Source organism: Burkholderia sp. FERM BP-3421 (assembly GCF_028657905.1).
GTDB lineage: Bacteria > Pseudomonadota > Gammaproteobacteria > Burkholderiales > Burkholderiaceae > Burkholderia.
Map to the genome: position 1 here is coordinate 410,399 of NZ_CP117780.1, position 19,079 is coordinate 429,477.

15 protein-coding genes are annotated in these 19,079 nt (G+C 67.6%); 9 read left to right on the plus strand and 6 right to left on the minus strand.

Translation table 11 applies throughout. The features are described from left to right. Nucleotides 1–13: 13 nt before the first annotated feature. The 3 genes from Bsp3421_RS02620 to Bsp3421_RS02630 all read left to right on the plus strand — a co-directional run bounded on the left by Bsp3421_RS02620 (nucleotide 14) and on the right by Bsp3421_RS02630 (nucleotide 3,670). The gene (locus Bsp3421_RS02620; protein WP_273995255.1) at nucleotides 14–1,111 is read left to right on the plus strand and encodes a DUF1611 domain-containing protein; all 1,098 of its coding nucleotides are present in this window, start codon (nucleotides 14–16) and stop codon (nucleotides 1,109–1,111) included. Beyond that, nucleotides 1,108–2,424, plus strand: a complete 1,317-nt coding sequence (locus Bsp3421_RS02625) for an ATP-grasp domain-containing protein (RefSeq protein ID WP_273995256.1) — start codon at nucleotides 1,108–1,110, stop codon at nucleotides 2,422–2,424. The genes Bsp3421_RS02620 and Bsp3421_RS02625 overlap by 4 nt, the downstream gene beginning before the upstream one ends. A 94-nt stretch (nucleotides 2,425–2,518) precedes the next feature. Continuing rightward, nucleotides 2,519–3,670 (plus strand): NAD(P)-dependent malic enzyme, encoded by a 1,152-nt coding sequence (locus tag Bsp3421_RS02630; RefSeq protein ID WP_273995257.1) that lies wholly within the window; start codon nucleotides 2,519–2,521, stop codon nucleotides 3,668–3,670. A gap of 82 nt (nucleotides 3,671–3,752) precedes the next feature. Here Bsp3421_RS02630 and Bsp3421_RS02635 read toward each other — a convergent pair whose 3' ends face one another. The 4 genes from Bsp3421_RS02635 to Bsp3421_RS02650 form a co-directional block, all read right to left on the minus strand. Then, a complete protein-coding gene (locus tag Bsp3421_RS02635) occupies nucleotides 3,753–4,187 on the minus strand; it encodes a response regulator transcription factor (RefSeq protein WP_273995258.1) in 435 nt (144 codons plus the stop codon). A gap of 2 nt (nucleotides 4,188–4,189) precedes the next feature. Continuing rightward, complete coding sequence (locus Bsp3421_RS02640; RefSeq protein ID WP_273995259.1) at nucleotides 4,190–5,536, minus strand: 3-phosphoshikimate 1-carboxyvinyltransferase; 1,347 nt, start codon at nucleotides 5,534–5,536, stop codon at nucleotides 4,190–4,192. Between the two features lie 137 nt (nucleotides 5,537–5,673). Beyond that, nucleotides 5,674–6,426, minus strand: a complete 753-nt coding sequence (locus Bsp3421_RS02645) for an iron-containing redox enzyme family protein (protein ID WP_273995260.1) — start codon at nucleotides 6,424–6,426, stop codon at nucleotides 5,674–5,676. Nucleotides 6,427–6,969: 543 nt separating this feature from the next. Continuing rightward, the gene (locus tag Bsp3421_RS02650; protein WP_273995261.1) at nucleotides 6,970–8,376 is read right to left on the minus strand and encodes an MFS transporter; all 1,407 of its coding nucleotides are present in this window, start codon (nucleotides 8,374–8,376) and stop codon (nucleotides 6,970–6,972) included. 606 nt (nucleotides 8,377–8,982) lie between these two features. On the opposite strand from Bsp3421_RS02650, the gene zwf reads away from it, so the two are divergent. From zwf to cydB, 3 genes are all read left to right on the plus strand, one after another. Then, on the plus strand, nucleotides 8,983–10,464 hold the full coding sequence (gene zwf / locus Bsp3421_RS02655) for a glucose-6-phosphate dehydrogenase (RefSeq protein ID WP_273995262.1): 1,482 nt from the start codon (nucleotides 8,983–8,985) through the stop codon (nucleotides 10,462–10,464). A 327-nt stretch (nucleotides 10,465–10,791) separates the two neighbouring features. Beyond that, on the plus strand, nucleotides 10,792–12,192 hold the full coding sequence (locus tag Bsp3421_RS02660; protein WP_273995263.1) for a cytochrome ubiquinol oxidase subunit I: 1,401 nt from the start codon (nucleotides 10,792–10,794) through the stop codon (nucleotides 12,190–12,192). A 3-nt stretch (nucleotides 12,193–12,195) separates the two neighbouring features. Then, nucleotides 12,196–13,203 (plus strand): cytochrome d ubiquinol oxidase subunit II, encoded by a 1,008-nt coding sequence (gene cydB, locus Bsp3421_RS02665; protein ID WP_273995265.1) that lies wholly within the window; start codon nucleotides 12,196–12,198, stop codon nucleotides 13,201–13,203. Between the two features lie 61 nt (nucleotides 13,204–13,264). Here the strand turns inward: cydB and Bsp3421_RS02670 are convergent, their stop codons facing one another. Continuing rightward, entirely contained in the window at nucleotides 13,265–13,783 is a 519-nt protein-coding gene (locus tag Bsp3421_RS02670; RefSeq protein ID WP_273995266.1) for a hypothetical protein, read from the minus strand. Nucleotides 13,784–13,977: 194 nt separating this feature from the next. Between Bsp3421_RS02670 and Bsp3421_RS02675 the strand changes: the two genes are divergently transcribed. From Bsp3421_RS02675 to Bsp3421_RS02685, 3 genes are all read left to right on the plus strand, one after another. Further along, nucleotides 13,978–14,430, plus strand: coding sequence for a hypothetical protein (locus tag Bsp3421_RS02675; RefSeq protein ID WP_273995267.1), 453 nt, complete (start codon nucleotides 13,978–13,980; stop codon nucleotides 14,428–14,430). Nucleotides 14,431–15,090: 660 nt separating this feature from the next. Continuing rightward, the gene (locus tag Bsp3421_RS02680) at nucleotides 15,091–16,584 is read left to right on the plus strand and encodes a UbiD family decarboxylase (protein WP_273995645.1); all 1,494 of its coding nucleotides are present in this window, start codon (nucleotides 15,091–15,093) and stop codon (nucleotides 16,582–16,584) included. 109 nt (nucleotides 16,585–16,693) lie between these two features. After that, a complete protein-coding gene (locus Bsp3421_RS02685; protein ID WP_273995268.1) occupies nucleotides 16,694–17,134 on the plus strand; it encodes a MarR family winged helix-turn-helix transcriptional regulator in 441 nt (146 codons plus the stop codon). Nucleotides 17,135–17,203: 69 nt separating this feature from the next. Here Bsp3421_RS02685 and Bsp3421_RS02690 read toward each other — a convergent pair whose 3' ends face one another. Next, complete coding sequence (locus Bsp3421_RS02690; protein ID WP_273995269.1) at nucleotides 17,204–18,943, minus strand: cholesterol oxidase substrate-binding domain-containing protein; 1,740 nt, start codon at nucleotides 18,941–18,943, stop codon at nucleotides 17,204–17,206. Nucleotides 18,944–19,079 lie beyond the last annotated feature (136 nt).

The following is a 19,079-nucleotide window of genomic DNA, read 5'->3' on the forward strand; positions in this document are numbered from 1 at the left end:
ACGGAGAACGAATATGGCAACGCTCACGCATGCGCAACTGCTCGACAAGAAATGCATCGTTTTCGCCGAAGGCTGCTTCGGCCTGTTCACCAGCAAGGTGGCCGCCTCCTTCCTGCGCTATCGCGGCGAGAACTGCCTCGCGGTGATCGACAGCACGCAGGCGGGCAAGCGCGTCGAGGACGTGATCGGCTACGGCGGCGATATTCCCATCGTCAAGGATGTCGAGACGGCCATGGCGTTCGGCCCCGAGGTGATGCTGATCGGCAAGGGGCTCCATTCGGCCCAATTGCCCCCCGGTTGGAAGGCCCCGATCCTGCGGGCCATCTCGGGCGGCCTGCATGTGATCAACTGCATCCACTTCCGCCTGCGCTCGGATCCCGAGCTTGCCGCCGCCGCGGATCGGGCGGGCGTCACGATCTGGGAAACCAAGGAACCCGTGCCGCTCGAACTCAACAAGGCACGCGTGCTCGATCTGCCCGTGTTCGTCTCGCATACCTGCGGCAGCGATTCGAACATCGGCAAGAAGACCACCGCGCTCGAAGTCGTGCTCGAGGCACGCCGGCGCGGCATTCGCACGGGCTTCGGCGCGACGGGGCAAACCGGCCTGCTGATCTCGGGCACGGGCGTCGTCGTCGACTGCATCCCGAGCGACTTCGTCGCCGGCGCGGCCGAGAAGGTCGTGATGGAGGCGGCGCCCGGCAACGAATGGGTGGTGCTCGAAGGGCAGGGGTCGCTCAACCACATCGGCGCGAGTGGTATCGCGCTCGCGTTGCTGCACGGCGGGCTGCCCCACGCGCTGATCTTCTGCCACCGGCTGGGCCTCGAGCGCACCAAGGTCTGGGAGACCCCGATCCGGCCGTTGCCGGAACTGATCCAGCTGAACGAAGCCCTGACCGTGTTCGAGCGTCCGGCCAAGGTCGTCGCGATCAGCGTCAACAGCGCGGGCTTTGACGACGCCGAGTATCGCGAGGCGATCGGCCGCTTGAGCGAGGAGACCGGGCTGCCCGTCGTGGACCCGTGCCGCGAGGGCGCGGGCGTGCTGGTCGACGCGCTCGTGGCCTATCAGAAGACGCTGCCCGAGTTCGCCTCGGTCGAGGAGGCCCAGTCATGACGCAGGCGGTGCTGTTGCTCATGCACCAGGGCAACTCGTTCACGCAGGAGGTGCGCGCGTTCGTCGCGGCGCGCGGGCTGGCGCTCGTCGCCGTCAGCTCGCGGCCGGGCGATCCCGAGGTGTTCCGCAAGAACGAAACGCTGCTGGACGACTACGAGGTGGCGGACGGCTTCGACCTGACCCAGGCGGACGTCGAGGCGGGCGTGCGCGCGCTGCAGGCGCGCGGCGTCGAGATCGTCGCCGCGCTCGCGACCTTCGAGGGCTATCGCGTGTTCATGGCCGGAATCAATGCCGCGCTCGGCGCACCGGACGCGCCCGTCGACGCGCTCGCGCTGACGCTGGACAAGCATCGCTGCCGCAGCGCGCTGCGCGAGGCCGGCCTGAGCGAGGTGCGCGGCATGCTGGTTCCCGCCGGGGACGCGCGCTGGCGCGGCGCGCTCGATCCGGCCAGCCGCTGGTTCGTGAAGCCCGTGCGCGGCGCGGCGTCGTTCGCGTGCTTCATCCTCGAAGACGCGGATGCGCTCGACGACCTGGTCGCCATGCAGCAGCAGATGGTCAGCGATCGCAAGCTGTCCGCGATCTTCATGGGCAAGTACGATTTCGTCGTCGAGGAATATGTCGACGGGCCGGAGTTCAGCTACGAGATCATCGCGGCCGAGACGCCGCGCGTCGTCTGCATTCACGAGAAGGCGCGCGTCGAGCGCCAGGCGCGCACGACCCTCGAAAGCATGTCGATCACGCCGCCCACGTCGCTGCCGGAAGCCACGCTGCGCGAGGGCGCGGATTTCGTGTGCGCGTGTCTTGCGCAGCTCGGCTTGCGGCAGGGGGCGTTTCACGTCGAGATGAAGTACTGGCAGGCGCGGCGCCGCTGGGAAATCATCGAGGTCAATCCGCGCATGGGCGGCAGCCTGATTCATGCGAGCACCGAGCGCGCGACCGGCGTGTCGCTGCTGTCGTTGTGGCTGCGCACCCTGCTCGCGCGCACGCCCGAGGCGCGCGCGGCGCTCGACGCCGAAGTCGATTCGATCAGCCAGCTGCACGACCTGAGCCTCGGCAGCGCGCGACGCGGGACGGTGTTCGTCAGCAAGTACGGCGCGCGCGGCAGGACCATCGAGGCGATCCGCTATGCGGCGGCCGATCGCGAGCCCGCCGTGCTCAAGCTGCACGCGAAAGCCGGCGATACGCTCGACGATTCCGACCGGGCGATCTGCGTGATGGACGCGCTGTGGGAAGTCGAGCGCGCCACCTTGCCCGACGCGGTGGCCGCGATCGAGGCCGAATCGGAGCAGTGCTTCCACATCGCCTATCGCTGAAGCGGCGCGCGGCGGGCGGCGGGCGGCGGGCGGGCCCCGCGCCCGCCCGCCGCTTTTTTCTTTGTTTTTCCACTCCTCTCATTTGGATCCGACGATGAACGATCTTTCGCATCCCGCCTTCGCCGACCACCTCGGCGGCAAGCTGGGAATCGTCAGCAAGGTGCGCATCGAATCGCGCGACGACCTGTCGCGCGTCTACACCCCGGGGTTCGCGCGCGTCGCGGCGGCGATCCACCGCGACCCGGAACTGGTCTGGCGCTACACGATCCGCCAGCACACCGTGGCGATCGTGACCGACGGCTCGGCGGTGTCGGGCATCGGCAACGTGGGCCCGCTCGCGGCGCTGCCCGTGATGGAGGGCAAGTCGCTGATCTTCCGGCGCTTCGCCGATCTCGACGCGGTGCCGATCTGTCTCGACGCGAGCGACCCCGACGACATCGTCGACACGGTGCGCCGCATCGCCCCGACGTTCGGCGCGATCATGCTCGAGGACATCTCGGCGCCGCGCTGCTTCGAGATCGAGGCGCGCCTGCAGGCGGCGCTCGACATTCCGGTGCTGCACGACGACCAGCACGCCACGGCGATTTCCGCGGGGGCCGCGCTGCTCAATGCGTTGAAGCTGGTGGACAAGCGCATCGAGGACATCAAGGTGGTGATGGTCGGCGCGGGCGCGGCGGGCACCGGCTCGGCGAAGCTGTTCCTGAAGCTCGGGGTGCGGCGTCTGATCGCCTGCGACCGGACGGGCGCGCTGCATCGCGGGCGCGACGATCTCAACGCGTCGAAGGCCTGGTTCGCGCAGCACACCAACGCCGGGCAGGAAACCGGCTCGCTCGCCGAGGTGATCGCCGGCGCGGATGTCTTCCTCGGCGTGTCCGGTCCCGGCGTGATCAGCGTCGACGACGTGCGGCGGATGGCGCGCGACCCGATCGTGTTCGCGCTCGCGAATCCGGATCCGGAGATCCTGCCCGCGGCGCTCGCGGGCACCGGGGCGCTGGTTGCGACGGGACGCAGCGATCTGCCGAACCAGATCGACGGCGGGCTCGCCTATCCGGGCCTGTATCGGGGCGTGCTCGACAGCGGCGCGCGGCGCTTCACCGATGCGATGAAGGTGGCGGCCGTCCATGCGATCGCGGGCCTCGTCGATCCGCGCACGCTCGGGCCGACGCGGATCGTGCCGGATATCTTCGACGAACGCGTGATGCCCGCCGTGGCCGCCGCGGTGGCGGGCGCGGGCGCGAGCGCGTGAGGCGGAACGCCGGAAGAAAAAAATGCGCGCGGGACCGGAGTCCCGCGCGCATCGCAGGGGGATGGCGTCGACCGATCCTGCGTCAGCCCAGCGAGTGCGCGCGCGCGACGTCGCGCATCAGGTCCATGCCGCGCACGGCCGCCGAAGTGCGGTTCGAGACGCCGAGCTTCTTGAACAGCACGCCGACGTGCATCTTGACGGTCGCGATTTCAATGCCGAGACGGTTCGCGATGACTTTGTTCTGGCAACCCTCGATGATGCAGATGAGGATCTGCAACTGGCGATTCGACAGCTTCAGCGCGGCCTGCCGCGCATCCTCCGCCAGCGGGCGCTCGCTGTCCGTGTCGGGCAGGGGCGTCGCCAGCGCGACGGCGATCTCTCCCGAGGCATAACGGCCAAACGGCGCCGCGCCCTTCACGTCGTGCAATTCTTCGTAGCATAGGTGTGTCAAGAAAGCCTCCGTGAGCTTGTGGGCCCGGGGGAAGGGCGGGCGGGAAGAGAGGGGCGTGTGGGACATGGTTACTCGTCGTTGGCTTCCGCGTAGTGGCGTTCGGTCGCGGCGCTGCGCACGCCGAGCCGGGTGAACTGCTCGATGAAGTCGGGGAACGAGCACACGATGTCCTCGTATCCGTCGAGGTTGCAGGGTTTGTCGCAGCGCAGGGCCGCGACGAACAGCGACATGAAGTTGCGGTGATCGCCGTGGCTCGACAGCGTGACGCCGCCCTCGTAGCGGGCGCGGCCGCGGGTCACGAAGCCGTCGACATGGCCGCCCGGCGCGCGCGTGATCGTGATGTCCGCGCCGAGCTTGCGCGCTTCCTCGACCATCGCCTCGATGCGCGACGACTTGTGAAAGCGCGTGACCGACCCGCCCGTGATCGCGAAGCGGCCCGTGACGAACAGGCTCAGCGCCACCAGCGTCGGGATGATGTTCGGCCCGTTGCTGACGTCGAACGCGAACTGGCCGTCGAAGTCGATGCCCGTGCTGTCGACGCTCATCACGCGCTCCGGCAGGTAGGCGATCTTCACGCCGAGCGCCTGCACGATGTCGATGAACAGCTGCTCGCCCTGCAGCGTTTCCGGGTCGAGGCCGTGCAGGCGATAGGCGCCCGGGAAGATCGCGCACGCCATCAGCAGGTAGGACAGCGAGGTGAAGTCGGCGTTGATGCGGGTCTGAAAGCGCGTGTAGCGACCCGGCGCGACGCGATACGACGTGAAGTCCGCGCCGGCCTCGGCGCGGATGCCGGCCATGCGCAGCGTGTCGAGCGTTTGCGCGATGTACGACTGCGACAGCACGGGCGGCGTGACGCGCAGCGTGATCGGCTGCTTCGCGAGCGGCGCGGCCATCAGCACCGCGGTGATGAACTGCGAGCTGATCTCGCCCGGAATCGTGACGCTGCCGCCTTGCAGCGTGCGGCCCCAGTTGATCACGGGCGCCTTCGTTTCGTCGGCGAGATACGAGAAGCTGGCGCCGAGCGTATGCAACGCATCGAACAGCGGCGTCATCACGCGCCGGCGCAAGGTGGCGTCGCCCGTCAGGATCGTCGGCACGCCGCGCATGCTGCTCAGCGCCATCATCGTGCGGAACACGAGGCCCGAGCCTTTCGCGTCCACGACGAGCATGTCGTCGCCGAAGCGGCCGCCCGTGCCGTCGATGCGCAGCGCGTCGCCGTCCTCCACGATCGTGGCGCCCAGCTGGCGGCAGGCGCGTTTCATGGTGTCCGTTTCGAGGCAGCGCAGATCGTTGTGGATGATCGAGGTGCCGTCGGCCAGGGTCGCCGCGAGGATGGCCCGCTGCGTCTCGGGCTTGGACGCGGGCACCTTCATGTCGCGGCCGAGTTCGCTCAGTGGTTCGATGCGCAGATACATACCATCTCCATTGTCTGGATTCGAGATCGGCGGCGCGGCGCGCATGCGGACGCGTGCGTGCCAGCCGCCAGACGAGCAAGGTGGGGGTTCCGGCAGGAGGCGGCCGCGGTCGCGGCCGCCCGAGCGGGGAGCGGGGATCAGGCCGCGGCCTTGTCCGATTGCCTCACGACCATGTCTTCGTGGATTTCGCGGAAGAACAGCGCGAGGATCGACTGGATGTCGTCGATGTACTTGAAGACGGCCTGGTAGTCCTCCTCGCTCAGGATCAGCTGGTTGAGGATCTTCCACATCTCCATCGAGTGGTCGTCGCGCGTATCGACCGTCAGGTGCGCTTCCTGGCCCTTGATGAGGTCGTGCCCGAGCGACGACTTCAGGTTCTTCACGATGTCGGGCTGGAGCTTCTGCTGCGTGTACTCGACCAGGTAGTTCGAGACCACCGGCGCCATCGGGTGCTCGTGCTCGAGCGTGTAGTAAAAGAAGCCCTCGAACAGACGCGTGGACAGATAGGGTTCGGTGTTGAGGATTTCCTCCATCGAGATCCCGGCCGCCTCGCAATCGTGGATATAGAGCTTGTCGTGCAGCATCTCGTCGGCCTGGTAGTGCGCATAGTCCTGCGCGGCGGACGGCGAGATTTCAGCAATTTTATATATTGCTTTCGCTTGACTGACTCGCGAAAGGCGAATACGCCAGACGTGCTCGATAAGCGTGCGGCGGTAGTACGCCATGTGAATGTTCTTTTCCTTCATGTGCGACGCGAACGGGACCGTTTGTCGCCATTCCTCCATTTTCTTGTCGAGATAGCGGTCGATTTCTTTTTTTCGTTCCAGGCCCTCGGTATCGGAAAAAAACGGCGCAGGATGGGCGATGCCACTGTTTCGTACGCGGTTCATCTGAAGCTCCCTCGGAGAAGGTTGAATATGTCCGGCTGGTCGTGCGCGCAATGGCGGTGCAGCCTGACGTTTGGGAACGACGGGGCATGCGGCAGGCGGTGACGCATCAGCGGAAAACCGCGGCGGAGTCGTCGCGGGGCCGTTGTTATTTAATGGTTCTGCGAAAAAATATTTAATTCTCGTGCGGCGCGGACTGTTTCATAAAATCGATGCGCCGGGAAAATAATAACCGTCTCGATGGCGAGAAAAAGATATCCGAAGGTATAGGTGGGATGCGGTTTTGTGGCGTGCGTGTCGATTCGGCGCGCGGGCCCGGCCGGCGACGCCGGCCGTCCGGCAATTCTGTCCGGGGAGCGGGTGCGCAGGATGCGGTTTTTACTGAAATCGATCGGCCGCTATTCAACGGGCGGATGGGATCGGTGCACCCGGCGCGCGCGAATCCACCCGCCCGCGTAGCGGGGAGAACGGCCGGCCCGTCGGCGACGAGCCGGCCCGTGGCCCGCGATCGGGCCGACGGGCGGCGCCCGCGTGCGCCGCGCGCGTTCAGGCGTGGGAGATGGCCGGCGCGCGCAAGCGCAGCACGCTGACCATGCTCGCGACGGCGGCGAACCCGCTGGCGAGCCAGAGCGCGACCACCGAACCGTGCTCGACGCCAAGGCTGAAGCAGGCCGCGACCAGTGCCGCGCCGAGTGCCTGGCCGAACAGGCGCGCGGCCGGAATCAGGCCGCTCGCGGAGCCGATGCGGGCCTTGGGCGCGCTCAGGCTCAGCGCCTTGAGGTTGGGCGACTGGAAGAAGCCGAAGCCCGCGCCGCAGATCGCGAGCCGCCAGGCGATGTCGAGGACGCCCGCATTGGCCGGCAGCAGCGCGGTCGAGGCGAGGCCCACGCCCATGATCACGAGCCCGGTGCCGCACAGCAGGGCGACGGAGCGCTTCTCGGACAGGTAGCCGGCGAGCGGTGCGGTCACGGCGCTCAGGATCGGCCAGGGGGTGAACAGCAGGCCGGTCTCGACGGCGGTGCGGCCGAGCTTGGTCTGCATGAGAAAGGGCAGCGCGACGAACGCGAGACCCTGCGCGGCGTAGGACAGGCTCGAGGTCGCCATCGACAGCGAGAACAGCGGCAGCCGGAACAGGTCGACGGGGAGGAGCGGCGCGGGATCCGCGCGCTCGCGCCGCAGCAGCAGCGCGCAGCACAGCGCGGCCACGCCGAATTCGATGGCGACGCGCGCGGGCGGTGCGTGATGCGACAGCTCGCCGAGCCCGAAGATGACGAGCGACAGCATGGTCGCGAGCAGGCCGGCGGCGATCACGTCGAACGGCCGGCGCGGCGCGGCCGCGGCGTGGTTGTATGGCAGTGTGCGGATCGCGAGCGTCATCGCGACGAGCCCGAGCGGCACGTTGATCAGGAACAGCCAGGGCCAGGTCGAGATCGACAGGATGATCGAGGTCACGGTCGGGCCGACGGCGAAGAACACCGCGACGGTCAGGGCGTTCAACCCCTGCGCGCGGCCCATCTGGTGCGGCGGGAAGATGAGGCGCAGGAGCGCGCTGCCGACGCCGAGGATGCCGGCCGCGCCGACGCCCTGGAGGATGCGCGCGATCACGAGCGTGGACAGCGACCACGCGAACCCGCTCGCGAGCGAGGCGAGGGTGAAGAGCCCGAGACCGAAGAAGTAGATCCGGCGATGGCCGATCCGGTCTCCGAGCGCGGCCAGCGGCAGCAGCGCCGCCACCATCGCGAGCTGGTAGGCGTTGATGATCCAGACCGACAGGTCGGGCGACGCGTGCAGGTCGGCGGCGATGGTCGGCAGGGCGGTGTTGGCGATCGCGGTATCGAGCGTCGCCACCGCGCCGCCGACGATCAGCGTCGACATGGCCCACCATTTGCGCGCGCCGGGCAGGCCGGTTTCCTCCGCGAGCATCGTGGGCTGTTCTTTCGTGGCATGGGTCATGAAGGGGTCTCCGCTGCGCGGAAGAGGCCGCGGGCGAGGCGATGTGGGGGCGGGCGGGTTTGCTGGCGGGCGCGGCGCTGTCATGAGGGGCCGGGCGCCGGACGGTTTTCCGCGCGCTTCGATGCGCATGGGGGCGCGGGTTGCGCGGCGCGCGCCGACTGGGCGGGAGAGGCGCGGTGCGGCCCGCGGGTGCGTGGCGCGGCGCGCATATGACAACGATGCGACAGCCGAGTGGAATGCGGCCCGGGTTGCGGCCCGAGGTCGGCGGCGTGGGGCGTGTCGGGCGCCGCGTCGTGCGCGGCGAAGATTCGGTCGGTACCCACGGGGAGCCATCGATGATCGGCGCACGCCGCAGCGGCGTGGCGCATGTTCAGACGCCCAAGACCACGCCCGCGCCGGGCGGCGCGCGTCATGCCCTCGGGTCCTTGTGTCGCGATCTCTGATTCGGCGATCACATTAGCACACGCGTTTGTGCCGAACAACGCCGACTCGCGGCTAGGTCGGCCCGGTCCGGCAGGCCGTCAGCAGGGTCGCGGCAGGCACGGTATGCTGTCGGACAGGCCCGGCCGTCCGGCTCGTCAATCCCGTGATTCCCTGCGTCAAACGATGAACCCATCCGCCTCTTCCTCCCCGGTTTCCGAGCTGCCGCTCGACATGGTCATTTTCGGCGGCGCGGGCGATCTGTCCGCGCGCAAGCTGCTGCCCGCGCTCTACATGGCGCACCTGCACGGCAGCCTGCCCGACGCCACGCGCATCATCGCGGTCGGGCGCGGCCGCTGGTCGCGCGAGCAGTACCTGGATTTCGTCGAGACGCGCTCGCGGCCGTTCGTCGACGCCAAGGCGCTCGAGCCCGAGGCGTGGGGGCGCTTTCTCGCGCGCTTCGAGTACGCGTGCGTCGACATCAACGACGTGGATGCATACACGAGCCTCGCGCAAGCCGTGCGGCCCGGTTCGCTGCGCGTGTTCTACCTCGCGACGGCGCCGAGCCTGTTCAGCACCATCGGCGATTGCCTGGCCGCGCAGGGGCTCGTCGACGAGCACGCGCGGGTCGTGCTCGAGAAGCCGCTGGGGCACGACCTCGCCTCCGCGAAGGCGATCAACGCGGCGATCGGACGTCACTTCCCGGAGGAGCGGATCTATCGGATCGATCACTACCTGGGCAAGGAAACCGTCCAGAACCTGATGGTGCTGCGCTTCGGCAACGCGATCTTCGGGCCGCTGTGGCAGGCGCCGTATATCCGCAGCGTCCAGATCACGGTGGCGGAATCGGTCGGCGTCGGCAGCCGCGCGGGCTTCTACGACGACACGGGCGCGCTGCGCGACATGATCCAGAATCATCTGCTGCAACTGCTGTGCATCGTCTCGATGGAGCCGCCCGTTTCCCTCGATCCCGACGCGGTGCGCGACGAGAAGCTCAAGGTGCTGCGTTCGCTGCGGCCGATGACCGTCGAGACGATCGCGCGCGACACGGTGCGCGGCCAGTACACGGCGGGTTCGGTGGACGGCGAGGCGGTGCGCGGCTACCTGGATGAGCCGGACGTGCCGGCCGACAGCACGACGGAAACGTTCGTGGCGATTCGCGCGCAGATCAACAACTGGCGCTGGGCCAACGTGCCGTTCTTCCTGAGAACGGGCAAGCGGCTGCGCGACCGGCGCTCGGAGATCGTGATCGAGTTCGCCGACCTGCCGTTCTCGATCATTCCGCGCGGCGCGTACAGCCAGGGCAACCGGCTGGTCATCCAGTTGCAGCCGGAAGAGTCGATCCAGTTGCACTTGCTCGCGAAGGAGCCCGGCAGCGGGCTGCACGTGCTGCCCGTGAGCCTCAACCTGGATTTGCAGCAGGCGCTGAGCGGGCGTCGCGCCGAGGCTTACGAGCGCCTCCTGATCGACGTGATCCGCGGCCGCCTCACGCACTTCATGCGCTACGACGAACTCGAGGCGGCGTGGGCGTGGGTCGAGCCGATCCTGAACGGCTGGCAGGCGCTGGGCGGCAAGCCGCGCAGCTATATCGCCGGCACCTACGGGCCGGCGGCGTCCTCCGCGCTGCTGGCCCGCGACGACATGGCCTGGGCGGAAGAAGAATCCTGAGCGGGCGAGGTTCGCCCGCCGCGCGCGGCCATCCCATTCCCGAGGCAGCACCCGACCCGCGCCGCGACCCGGCGCGGTTTTTTTCGATCCTGACGAATGCACGGGCGCCCGGGGCGCGGCCGCGGCTTGCCTGGGCGGCGCGCCGCGCGCGCGAGGCGGACCGCGCCGCAATACTGTTTTCCAGAAGCCGAAACTTGCACTACTTTATTGTCGTAAGCCGATATTGATCAGGACTGCCGTACGCGTCATGCTCGACCGCATGGCGTCGGCGGGCGACGCCGCGCAACGGCGGTCAGGCGCGCCGCGAACCGGAGGATCGACAGAGCCATGGAAATCTTCGACGCATTCCATCTCGCGCGGCTGCAGTTCGCGTTCACGGTGTCGTTCCATATCGTGTTCCCGGCCATCAGCATCGGCATGGCGAGCTTCCTGGCGGTGCTGGAGTGGCGCTGGCTCGCGACGGGCGACGCCGCGTACAAGGCGATGTTCCAGTTCTGGTCGAAGATCTTCGCGATCGGCTTCGGCATGGGCGTGGTGTCGGGCGTCGTGATGGCCTACGAGTTCGGCACCAACTGGAGCGGCTTCGCTTCGGTGGCGGGCAACATCACCGGGCCGCTCCTGACCTACGAAGTGCTGACGGCATTCTTCCTCGAGGCGGGGTTTCTCGGCGTGATGCTGTTCGGCTGGGAGCGCGTCAGCCCGCGCGCGCACTTCTTCGCGACGCTGATGGTCGCGCTCGGCACGCTGATCTCGACCTTCTGGATCCTCGCGTCCAACAGCTTCATGCAGACGCCGCAGGGCTTCGCGATCGAGCATGGCCGCATCGTGCCGGTCGACTGGTTCAAGGTCATTTTCAATCCTTCGTTTCCCTATCGGCTCGCGCACATGACGATCGCTGCGTTCATCGTCGCGGGCTTCATCGTCGCCGCATGTGGTGCGTGGCACCTGCTGCGCGGCCGGCGCGACGAGCCCGTCAAGCGCAGCTTCTCGATGGCGCTGTGGATCCTGCTGCTGCTCACGCCGATCCAGATCGCCGTCGGCGATGCGCACGGCCTCAATACCCGCGCCTACCAGCCGGCCAAGATCGCCGCGATCGAAGGCCTGTGGGAGACCGAACACGGCGGCACCTCGCTGAATCTGGTCGGCCTGCCCGACATGCAGGCGGAGACGACGCGCTACGCGTTGCAGGTGCCGCACCTGGGCAGCCTGATCCTCACGCACAGCTGGGACGGCGAGATCCGAGGCCTGAAGGAATTCCCGCCCGAGGATCGCCCATACTCGCCGATCGTGTTCTGGACCTTCCGCATCATGGCGGGCCTCGGCATGCTGATGCTGCTGGTCGCGCTGCTCGGCCTGCTGCTGCGCCGGGGCGGCCGCCTCTACGAGGCGCGCGCCTTCCAGTGGTTCGTGCTGGCGATGGGGCCGTCGGGGCTCGTGGCGTTGCTGGCCGGCTGGATCACGACCGAGGTCGGGCGGCAGCCGTGGACCGTGTACGGCGTGCTGCGCACCATCGACTCGGTCGCGCCGCTGAGCGCCCGGCAGGTCGGGGTCTCGCTGCTGATCTTCGTGGTCGTGTATTTCCTGGTCTTCGGCACCGGCGTCTACTACATGATGCAGCTCATGAAACGCGGGCCGGCGGCGCAGGCCGGCCTCCACGAACACCACCCTCACCCGGGGCTGCGCAACCGCGCGCTGTCCGCGCGGCTGGGTACGACCGACGCGGAGTAAGCCATGCATCTCGACCTTCCCGTCATCTGGGCCATGATCATCGGGCTCGGCGTGTTCATCTACGTGATGCTCGACGGCTTCGACCTCGGCATCGGGCTGCTGTTTCCATTCTTCGGCGAAGCCGCCGAGCGCGAAGTGATGATCAACACGGTCGCCCCCGTGTGGGACGGCAACGAGACCTTCCTCGTGCTCGGCGGCGCGGCGCTGTACGGTGCGTTTCCGGTGGTCTATGCGACGCTGCTGCCCGCCAACTACCTGCCGCTGATCTTGATGGTGGTGGGGCTGATCTTCCGCGGCGCGGCGTTCGAGCTGCGCGCGAAGGCGAGCCGGACCCGGCATCTGTGGGACCTCGCGTTCATCGGCGGCTCGGCGCTCGCGGCGTTCTGCCAGGGGATCGTGCTCGGCTCGCTGTTGCAGGGGATCCGGATCGTCGACGGCCGCTTCGCCGGCGAGCCGTTCGACTGGCTGTCGCCGTTCAGCCTGTTCTGCGGGCTCGGGGTGCTCGTCACCTATGCGACGCTCGGCTGCGGCTGGCTGATCCTCAAGACCGACGGCGACCTGCAGCGCAAGATGCGGATGCTGATGAAGCCGCTCGTGAGCGTGCTGCTCGGGGCGATGGCGATCGTCAGCCTGTGGACCGTGCTCGGGCTGCCCGCCGTCGCGCACCGCTGGTTCGGCAGCGGCGACCTGCCCTGGTTCCTGCCGGTGCCCGTGCTGGTGGTCGCGTGCGTATGGGGCATCTTCCACACGGTGCGGCGCGGGCACGAGGCCATGCCGTTCCTGCTGACGCTCGCGTTGAGCTTCCTCGGCTACAGCGGCCTCATCATCAGCATCTGGCCGCACATCGTGCCGCCTTCGCTGTCGATCTGGGAGGCCTCGTCGAGCCCCGCGAGCCAGTTGTTCGCGCTGGTCGGCACGGTGATCGTGCTGCCGATCATCCTCGTGTACAACGCGATGCAATACCACGTGTTCCGCGGCAAGGTGCGCTCGGGGGATGCGGGCTACCACTGAGCCCGCGCGCGCCCTCCGCCCGGCGGCGCGCAAGGCGCCGCCGGGCGGACGAGGCGGGGGCTCAGGGCGTCTTGACCGGGCCGCGCCGGATCAGTTGCGCGCGCACCCTGTCGTAGCCCATGACGCCGGCCAGCAGCAGCGCGACGACCAGGAAGATGTCGAGCAGGGAGGCGAAGCTCTTCACCTGGGTCAGGTGGAACAGCATCATGAAGATGCCGGTGAAGAACATCTTGATCGTCCCTTGCAGCGCGCTGGCCGCGCTGCGGTTCTTCTCGACCTCGCCCATGCTCAGCGCGAGCACGAGCACGAGCACGAGCACGAGCACGAGCACGAGCACGAGCACGAGCACGAGCACGAGCACGAGCACGAGCACGAGCACGAGCACGAGCACGAGCACGAGCACGAGCACGAGCGGCGCGGCCACGCCGCAGCCGCAGCAGATCAGGAACGAGAACATGGCGATGCGCCAGCCGCTGCCGTCGACGTCGACGCAGCGGAACAGCATGCAGACCACCACGTAATAGACGATCGTGCCGAGGTCGCGCCGCGCGAACGGCAGCTTGACCAGGACGCTGCCCATCGCCCACGAGCCGGCCAGGATGGCGGCCGAGTACGCGAGTCTGGACGGGCGAATAGCCGAGCGTGTGGAAGGCGAGCGGCGAGGTCGCGTAATAGCCGATCGTGAACACGAACACGAGCGTCGACGACAGGCTGTAGGCCATGAAGCGGAAATCCCCCGCGAGCTCGACGTACGGGCCGAAGTAGGACGCCGGCGTGCGCCGCCGCGGCTGCGGCGCGTGGGTCTCGGGCATCCACGCGAGCAGGGCGAGCCAGGGCCGGCTCGATCCAGGCCGCATCGATGTCGTTCGCGGCGTCGCGGTGCACGGCCTCGGCTTCCGCGGCGGTGATCCGGAAGTAGGGCGACAGCAGGTTGCCGAGCGTGCCGACGGACAGGCGCTCCTGCTCGATGATCCGTTGCAGGCGATCGAGCGCGAGATAGCCCTGGCTGCGCGAGAGCGCCTTGCCGGCGCTCAATTGCTGGCGGCCGTAGTGTCCGCCGACGTTCTCGTGCGAGAAGCCGCCGGATTCGATCTTGCGCAGGTCCGCATGGGACGCTTCGAGGTCCCTCGGACCGAGCGCATCGTGATTCAGATAGTGGGATGCATCGGGAAAGCGGCTTTTGAGATCGGTAAAAAAATCCTGATACGATTCGCCAAATGCGGCTGATTATTGTGATACGGCAGGCTTATTTGTTTCGATAAAAATCGTCATGTTAAATTCTAAGAATAGTCAATGAGGAAGACTGTTTTTTGAATAGACGGGCACGAAATATTGAATCGAAAGGCACTAAAATCTCAAATAACAACCAATGATTTTGAATTTGAGCAAGGGAATGGGAAATTCAATCCACCACGATCTTTTGTCCTGTTTTTTTGGAATATCTGTGCGCGCAGATTGATAAGAATTTCGGATTAATCGGTGAATTTATGGGAATTGTATTATTGATTATTTGCGATTGTGTTAAAAGAAGCTTTATCAATTTTTATAATAATTTATTTGCGGTTTTGAAGTTGAATGAATTTATGGGTGTGCTAGGGCAGCGTACCTGCTGCGAATGGGGATCTCAGCGGCGGCGCGGGACATGCCGCGGGGGTGGCCCGGCCTGAGGACGATCTGCCCGCTTGCCGATCGCGCCGACCATCAATATGATGTGTGCACATGCATGCAATAAATGCAAGCCGACGAGGTGATCGACGCCGCAGCGGCCGGTCGCTTCTGCGCGCCGGGCGCGGGTCGATCCGCGCCGCGCGGCGCGCCACCGCACGATCACCGACGCGCCATGCATCGGCGACGCTGCGCCCCCTCAACCTGGAGACGTTCATGAGCCTGCTTCACTGCGCGCTGGACCTGCGCGCGTTCCTCGACGAGCTGCGCCGCAGGCGGGATCTCGTCGATATCGACGTCGAAGTCGACACCGCGCTCGAACTGGCGGCGATCACGCGCCGCGTCTATGAGGCGCGCCTGCCCGCCCCGCTGTTCACGCGCCTTGCGAGCGGCGTGCCGGGGGCGCGGATCCTGGGCGCGCCCGCCGGCATGCGGGCGACGCCGGGGCGGGAATACGGCCGGCTGGCGCTGCATCTCGGTCTGCCGGAGACGAGCGGCCCGCGCGAGATCATCGCGACGATCCGGCGCGCGATGGCGGCCGCGCCCATCGCGCCGCGCCGGGTGGCGAGCGGCCCCGTGAAGCAGAACGTCTGGCGCGACGAGGCGGTCGATCTGACGCGCTTCCCGGTTCCGCTGCTGCACGAAGCGGATGGCGGCCGTTACTTCGGCACCTACGGCTTCCATATCGTGCGTTCTCCCGACGGTGCGTGGGACAGCTGGGGCATCGGCCGGCTCATGCTGGTGGATCGCAACACGCTGGCGGGGCCGGCGATTCCGACCCAGCACATCGGCATGATCCGCGAGATGTGGCGTCGCGAGGGCAAGCCTATGCCGTGGGCGATGGCGCTTGGCGCGCCGCCCGCCGCGGTGGCCGCGGCCGGCATGCCGCTGCCCGCCGGCGTCAGCGAGCCCGGATATGTCGGGGCGCTGCTGGGCGCGGCGCTCGAAGTCGTGCGCGCGGAGCGCGTCGATCTGTGGGTGCCCGCGCAGGCGGAGATCGTGCTGGAAGGCGAGGTCAGCCTGACCGAGACCGCGCTCGAAGGGCCGATGGGCGAGTACCACGGCTACCAGCATCGCGAAGGGCGCGCGCAGCCCGTGTTTCACGTGCGCGCGGTGACCTTCCGCGATGCGCCGATCCTGCCCGTGTGCGTGGCGGGCACGCCGCCCGAGGAAAACCACACGATCTGGGGAACCATGATCTCCGCGCAACTGCTCGAGTTGTTGCAGGCAGCCGGCCTGCCGATCGACATGGCGTGGTGTTCCTACGAGGCCGCGAGCTGCTGGGCCGTGCTGTCGGTCGACGTCGCGCGGCTCGCCGCGTTGAACACGACGGCGCGCGCGCTCGTCGAGCGCGTGGCCGAGGTGTTGTTCGACTCGCATCCCGGTTACCTGATTCCGAAGTTCATCCTGGTGGGCAACGACGTCGACGTCACCGACCTCAACCAGGTGGTCTGGGCGCTCGCGACGCGCGCGCACCCCGAGCACGATCACTTCGCATTCCCGGGGCAGCGCGGCTTTCCGATGGTCCCGTATCTGACGACGGACGATCGCGCGGCCGGCTCGGGCGGCAAGCTCGTCGTCAATTGCCTGTATCCGGAGCAGTTTCGCGGCGAGATGCGCGCGGGAATCGCCTCGTTCCGGCATGCGTATCCGGACGCGCTTCAGCGCAAGGTGTTGGAGAACTGGGCGCGCTACGGTTTCGCGGAGGCTCGATAGGTCTACGTGATGGTTGAGGAAACTGGACGCGGAGCGGTTGATTGAACAAGAATAGGGCCTGCGGCGTTCGCAGGCCGCCAAGACATACGGATTTGCGACGGGAGAACAAATGAGCAGGGAGAAGGCGCTTGGATTGCCGTCCGGTGAAATCTATTCGATGACAAACATCGTGCGCAATCGAGACAGGCGTCTCACGACGGAGCTGGGCCGCATCGGCCTCACGCTGCCGGAATGGCGGGTGCTGCGGATCATTCACAGCTTCGCGCAGGACGTGCCGATGAGCGTCATCATCGAACATTCGCAGACCGATCGAACCGCACTGGGCCGCACCATCGACCGGCTCGTCGAGCGCGGCTGGGTCGAACGATTGCCGGATCCCGACGACAAGCGGGCCGTCTATATCCGGCGGCGTCCCGCATCGTGCGTCGCGTTCACCCAGGCGCTGCAGGTCGTGTCGCAATGGGACACGCAACTGATGGCGGGCCTCGATGCAGTCGAACGCGGTGCCTTGTCGCGCGCGCTCAAGAAGCTCGACGACGCGTCGCTCTGAGCCGGCCCGGCGCGGCTTGCGCGGGTTCGCGCGAGCCGCGTCCGGGCCGCTCGCCTTGCGACGCGCGTCTCAGGGCAGCAGCCGGTCCAGCAGCGGCGACGCGAAGATCCGCCCGGGGTCGTAGCGATCGAGCGTCGCGCGAGCGGCGTCCCAGCCGGCGGCGGCGGGCTGGCCCTCGCGATACAGGTTGGGAATCGTCGTCGTCAGCATCGCGTCGTCCCGCCACGCGCCGGTATCGGTGTAGGCCCAGCCTTTCGACCACTCGGGGCGCACGGTCGCGTAGGTCCCGGCGTAGTTGGCCAGCATCCATTGCTCGATCTCACGATAGAAGCGGTTCGCGCCCGGTGTGCCGGGCAACGTGAGGATGTCGAACCAGACGGCGGTGTCCCACTCGGGATGATCGGGGCGCGGCTTGAGCGCCGACAGCGGGGGGACGGTTGCGCCGCCGTCGGCCGGCTGATCGAGGCCGGTCACGCGGATCTCGACGGGGCCGTTCATGGGATAGGCGCCGCGTGCGCGGCAGGCGTCGACCCGGCCCTGGTAGAACTGCACGAACTCGTGGATCGCGCGTTGCACGTCGGCGCGCCGCACCAGCACGGCGTAGCCGTTCGCGGTGACGCGCAGCGTCGTCGGTCGGACGTATTGCAGCACGGTGCGCGACCAGCCCCAGAGGTCGGCGCTCGCGGTCGCGAACAGTCCGGCCGCCGTGATCGCGAGCTGAGTCTGGCCGAACAGCGGCGTCAGCACGCCTTCGCCGGCGATGACGATGCGCGCGATCAGGTTGGCCAGCTCGGGCGGGATCGAATCGGAGAACGGATAGTTGTACGGCTGGGTGACCGCGCGCGACAGCAGCGGCCGGTTGGGCGACACGCTCCAGACCTTGAGCCACGGAAATATCGTGAACGGATACCAGATCGCTTCCACGCGGCCTGCCTGATCGAGGAACGAGGCCATGCTGCGGCCGGCCGCATCCGGCGCGCCGAACAGTTCGGACACCGCGATATTGATATGGCTCTGGCAGCGCAGGCGCTGGTTCGGCCCGACGACGAGCGTGGCCTCCACGACGAAGGCGCGGCCGAGATGCGCGAGGAAGGGGCCGCAGTCCGGATCGCCGCGCTCGAACGTGCGCAGGGCATAGCGCTGCGAGCCGGGATCGAACACCACCGCGGTCAGCTTCTGCACGAGATTGCTGAGCGAGCCATAGGCCTGGCCCGGCGCGGGGTGTTCGCCGCCGGCCGGCACGGCGGTGCCGTGCGCGTCGATCGCCAGGGCGCCGCCGAGCGTGATGTCGCCGGGGGCGGGTACGGCGACGATGCCGAGCCCATACGGCTCGAGCGCGGCGAGCAGCGCTTCGAGCGAGATGCCGGTCTGAGCGGTGACGCGGGCCGGCTGCGTCGAGGTGTCGATCGAGACCGCGGTGAGCGCGCGGGTCGTGTCGAGCAGCACGACTTGCGCGGGCGCGACGTCCGCGGCGAGCGTCAGCGGCGACCAGTTGTGCAGGTGGCCGCGCGGTCGGATCCGGTAGCCGTTGGCGTAGGCCCAGTTGGCGACCTCCACCACCTCGGCGGGGCTGCGCGGCGCGGCGGTCCAGACGTCCGGGATCGTGATTTCGCCGCTCCAGTTCTGGAACGCCTGCTGGTACAGCGCGATGTCGGGCGGGAAGTTCGGCGGCGCGGACGAGGCGGGTTGCGTGCGGGCCGAGTGGGCGAGCGGTGTCCATCCGCCGATGACGCCGGCCGCGGCGAGTCGCGCGAGATCGGTCAGAAAGGCGCGCCTCGGCGCGTGGTCTCCTTGAGCATCCTCATTCATCGCAAGCTCCGGTCAAGTTGAATTGAATTCTGATAACGGAAGCGTTAATAACGAATCGATTCGATGATGAAAAGCGGATAAGGGAAGAACATCGTTGGTATGCGCGCGGCGAGGGCGGAGCGGCGTTTTCGTCTCC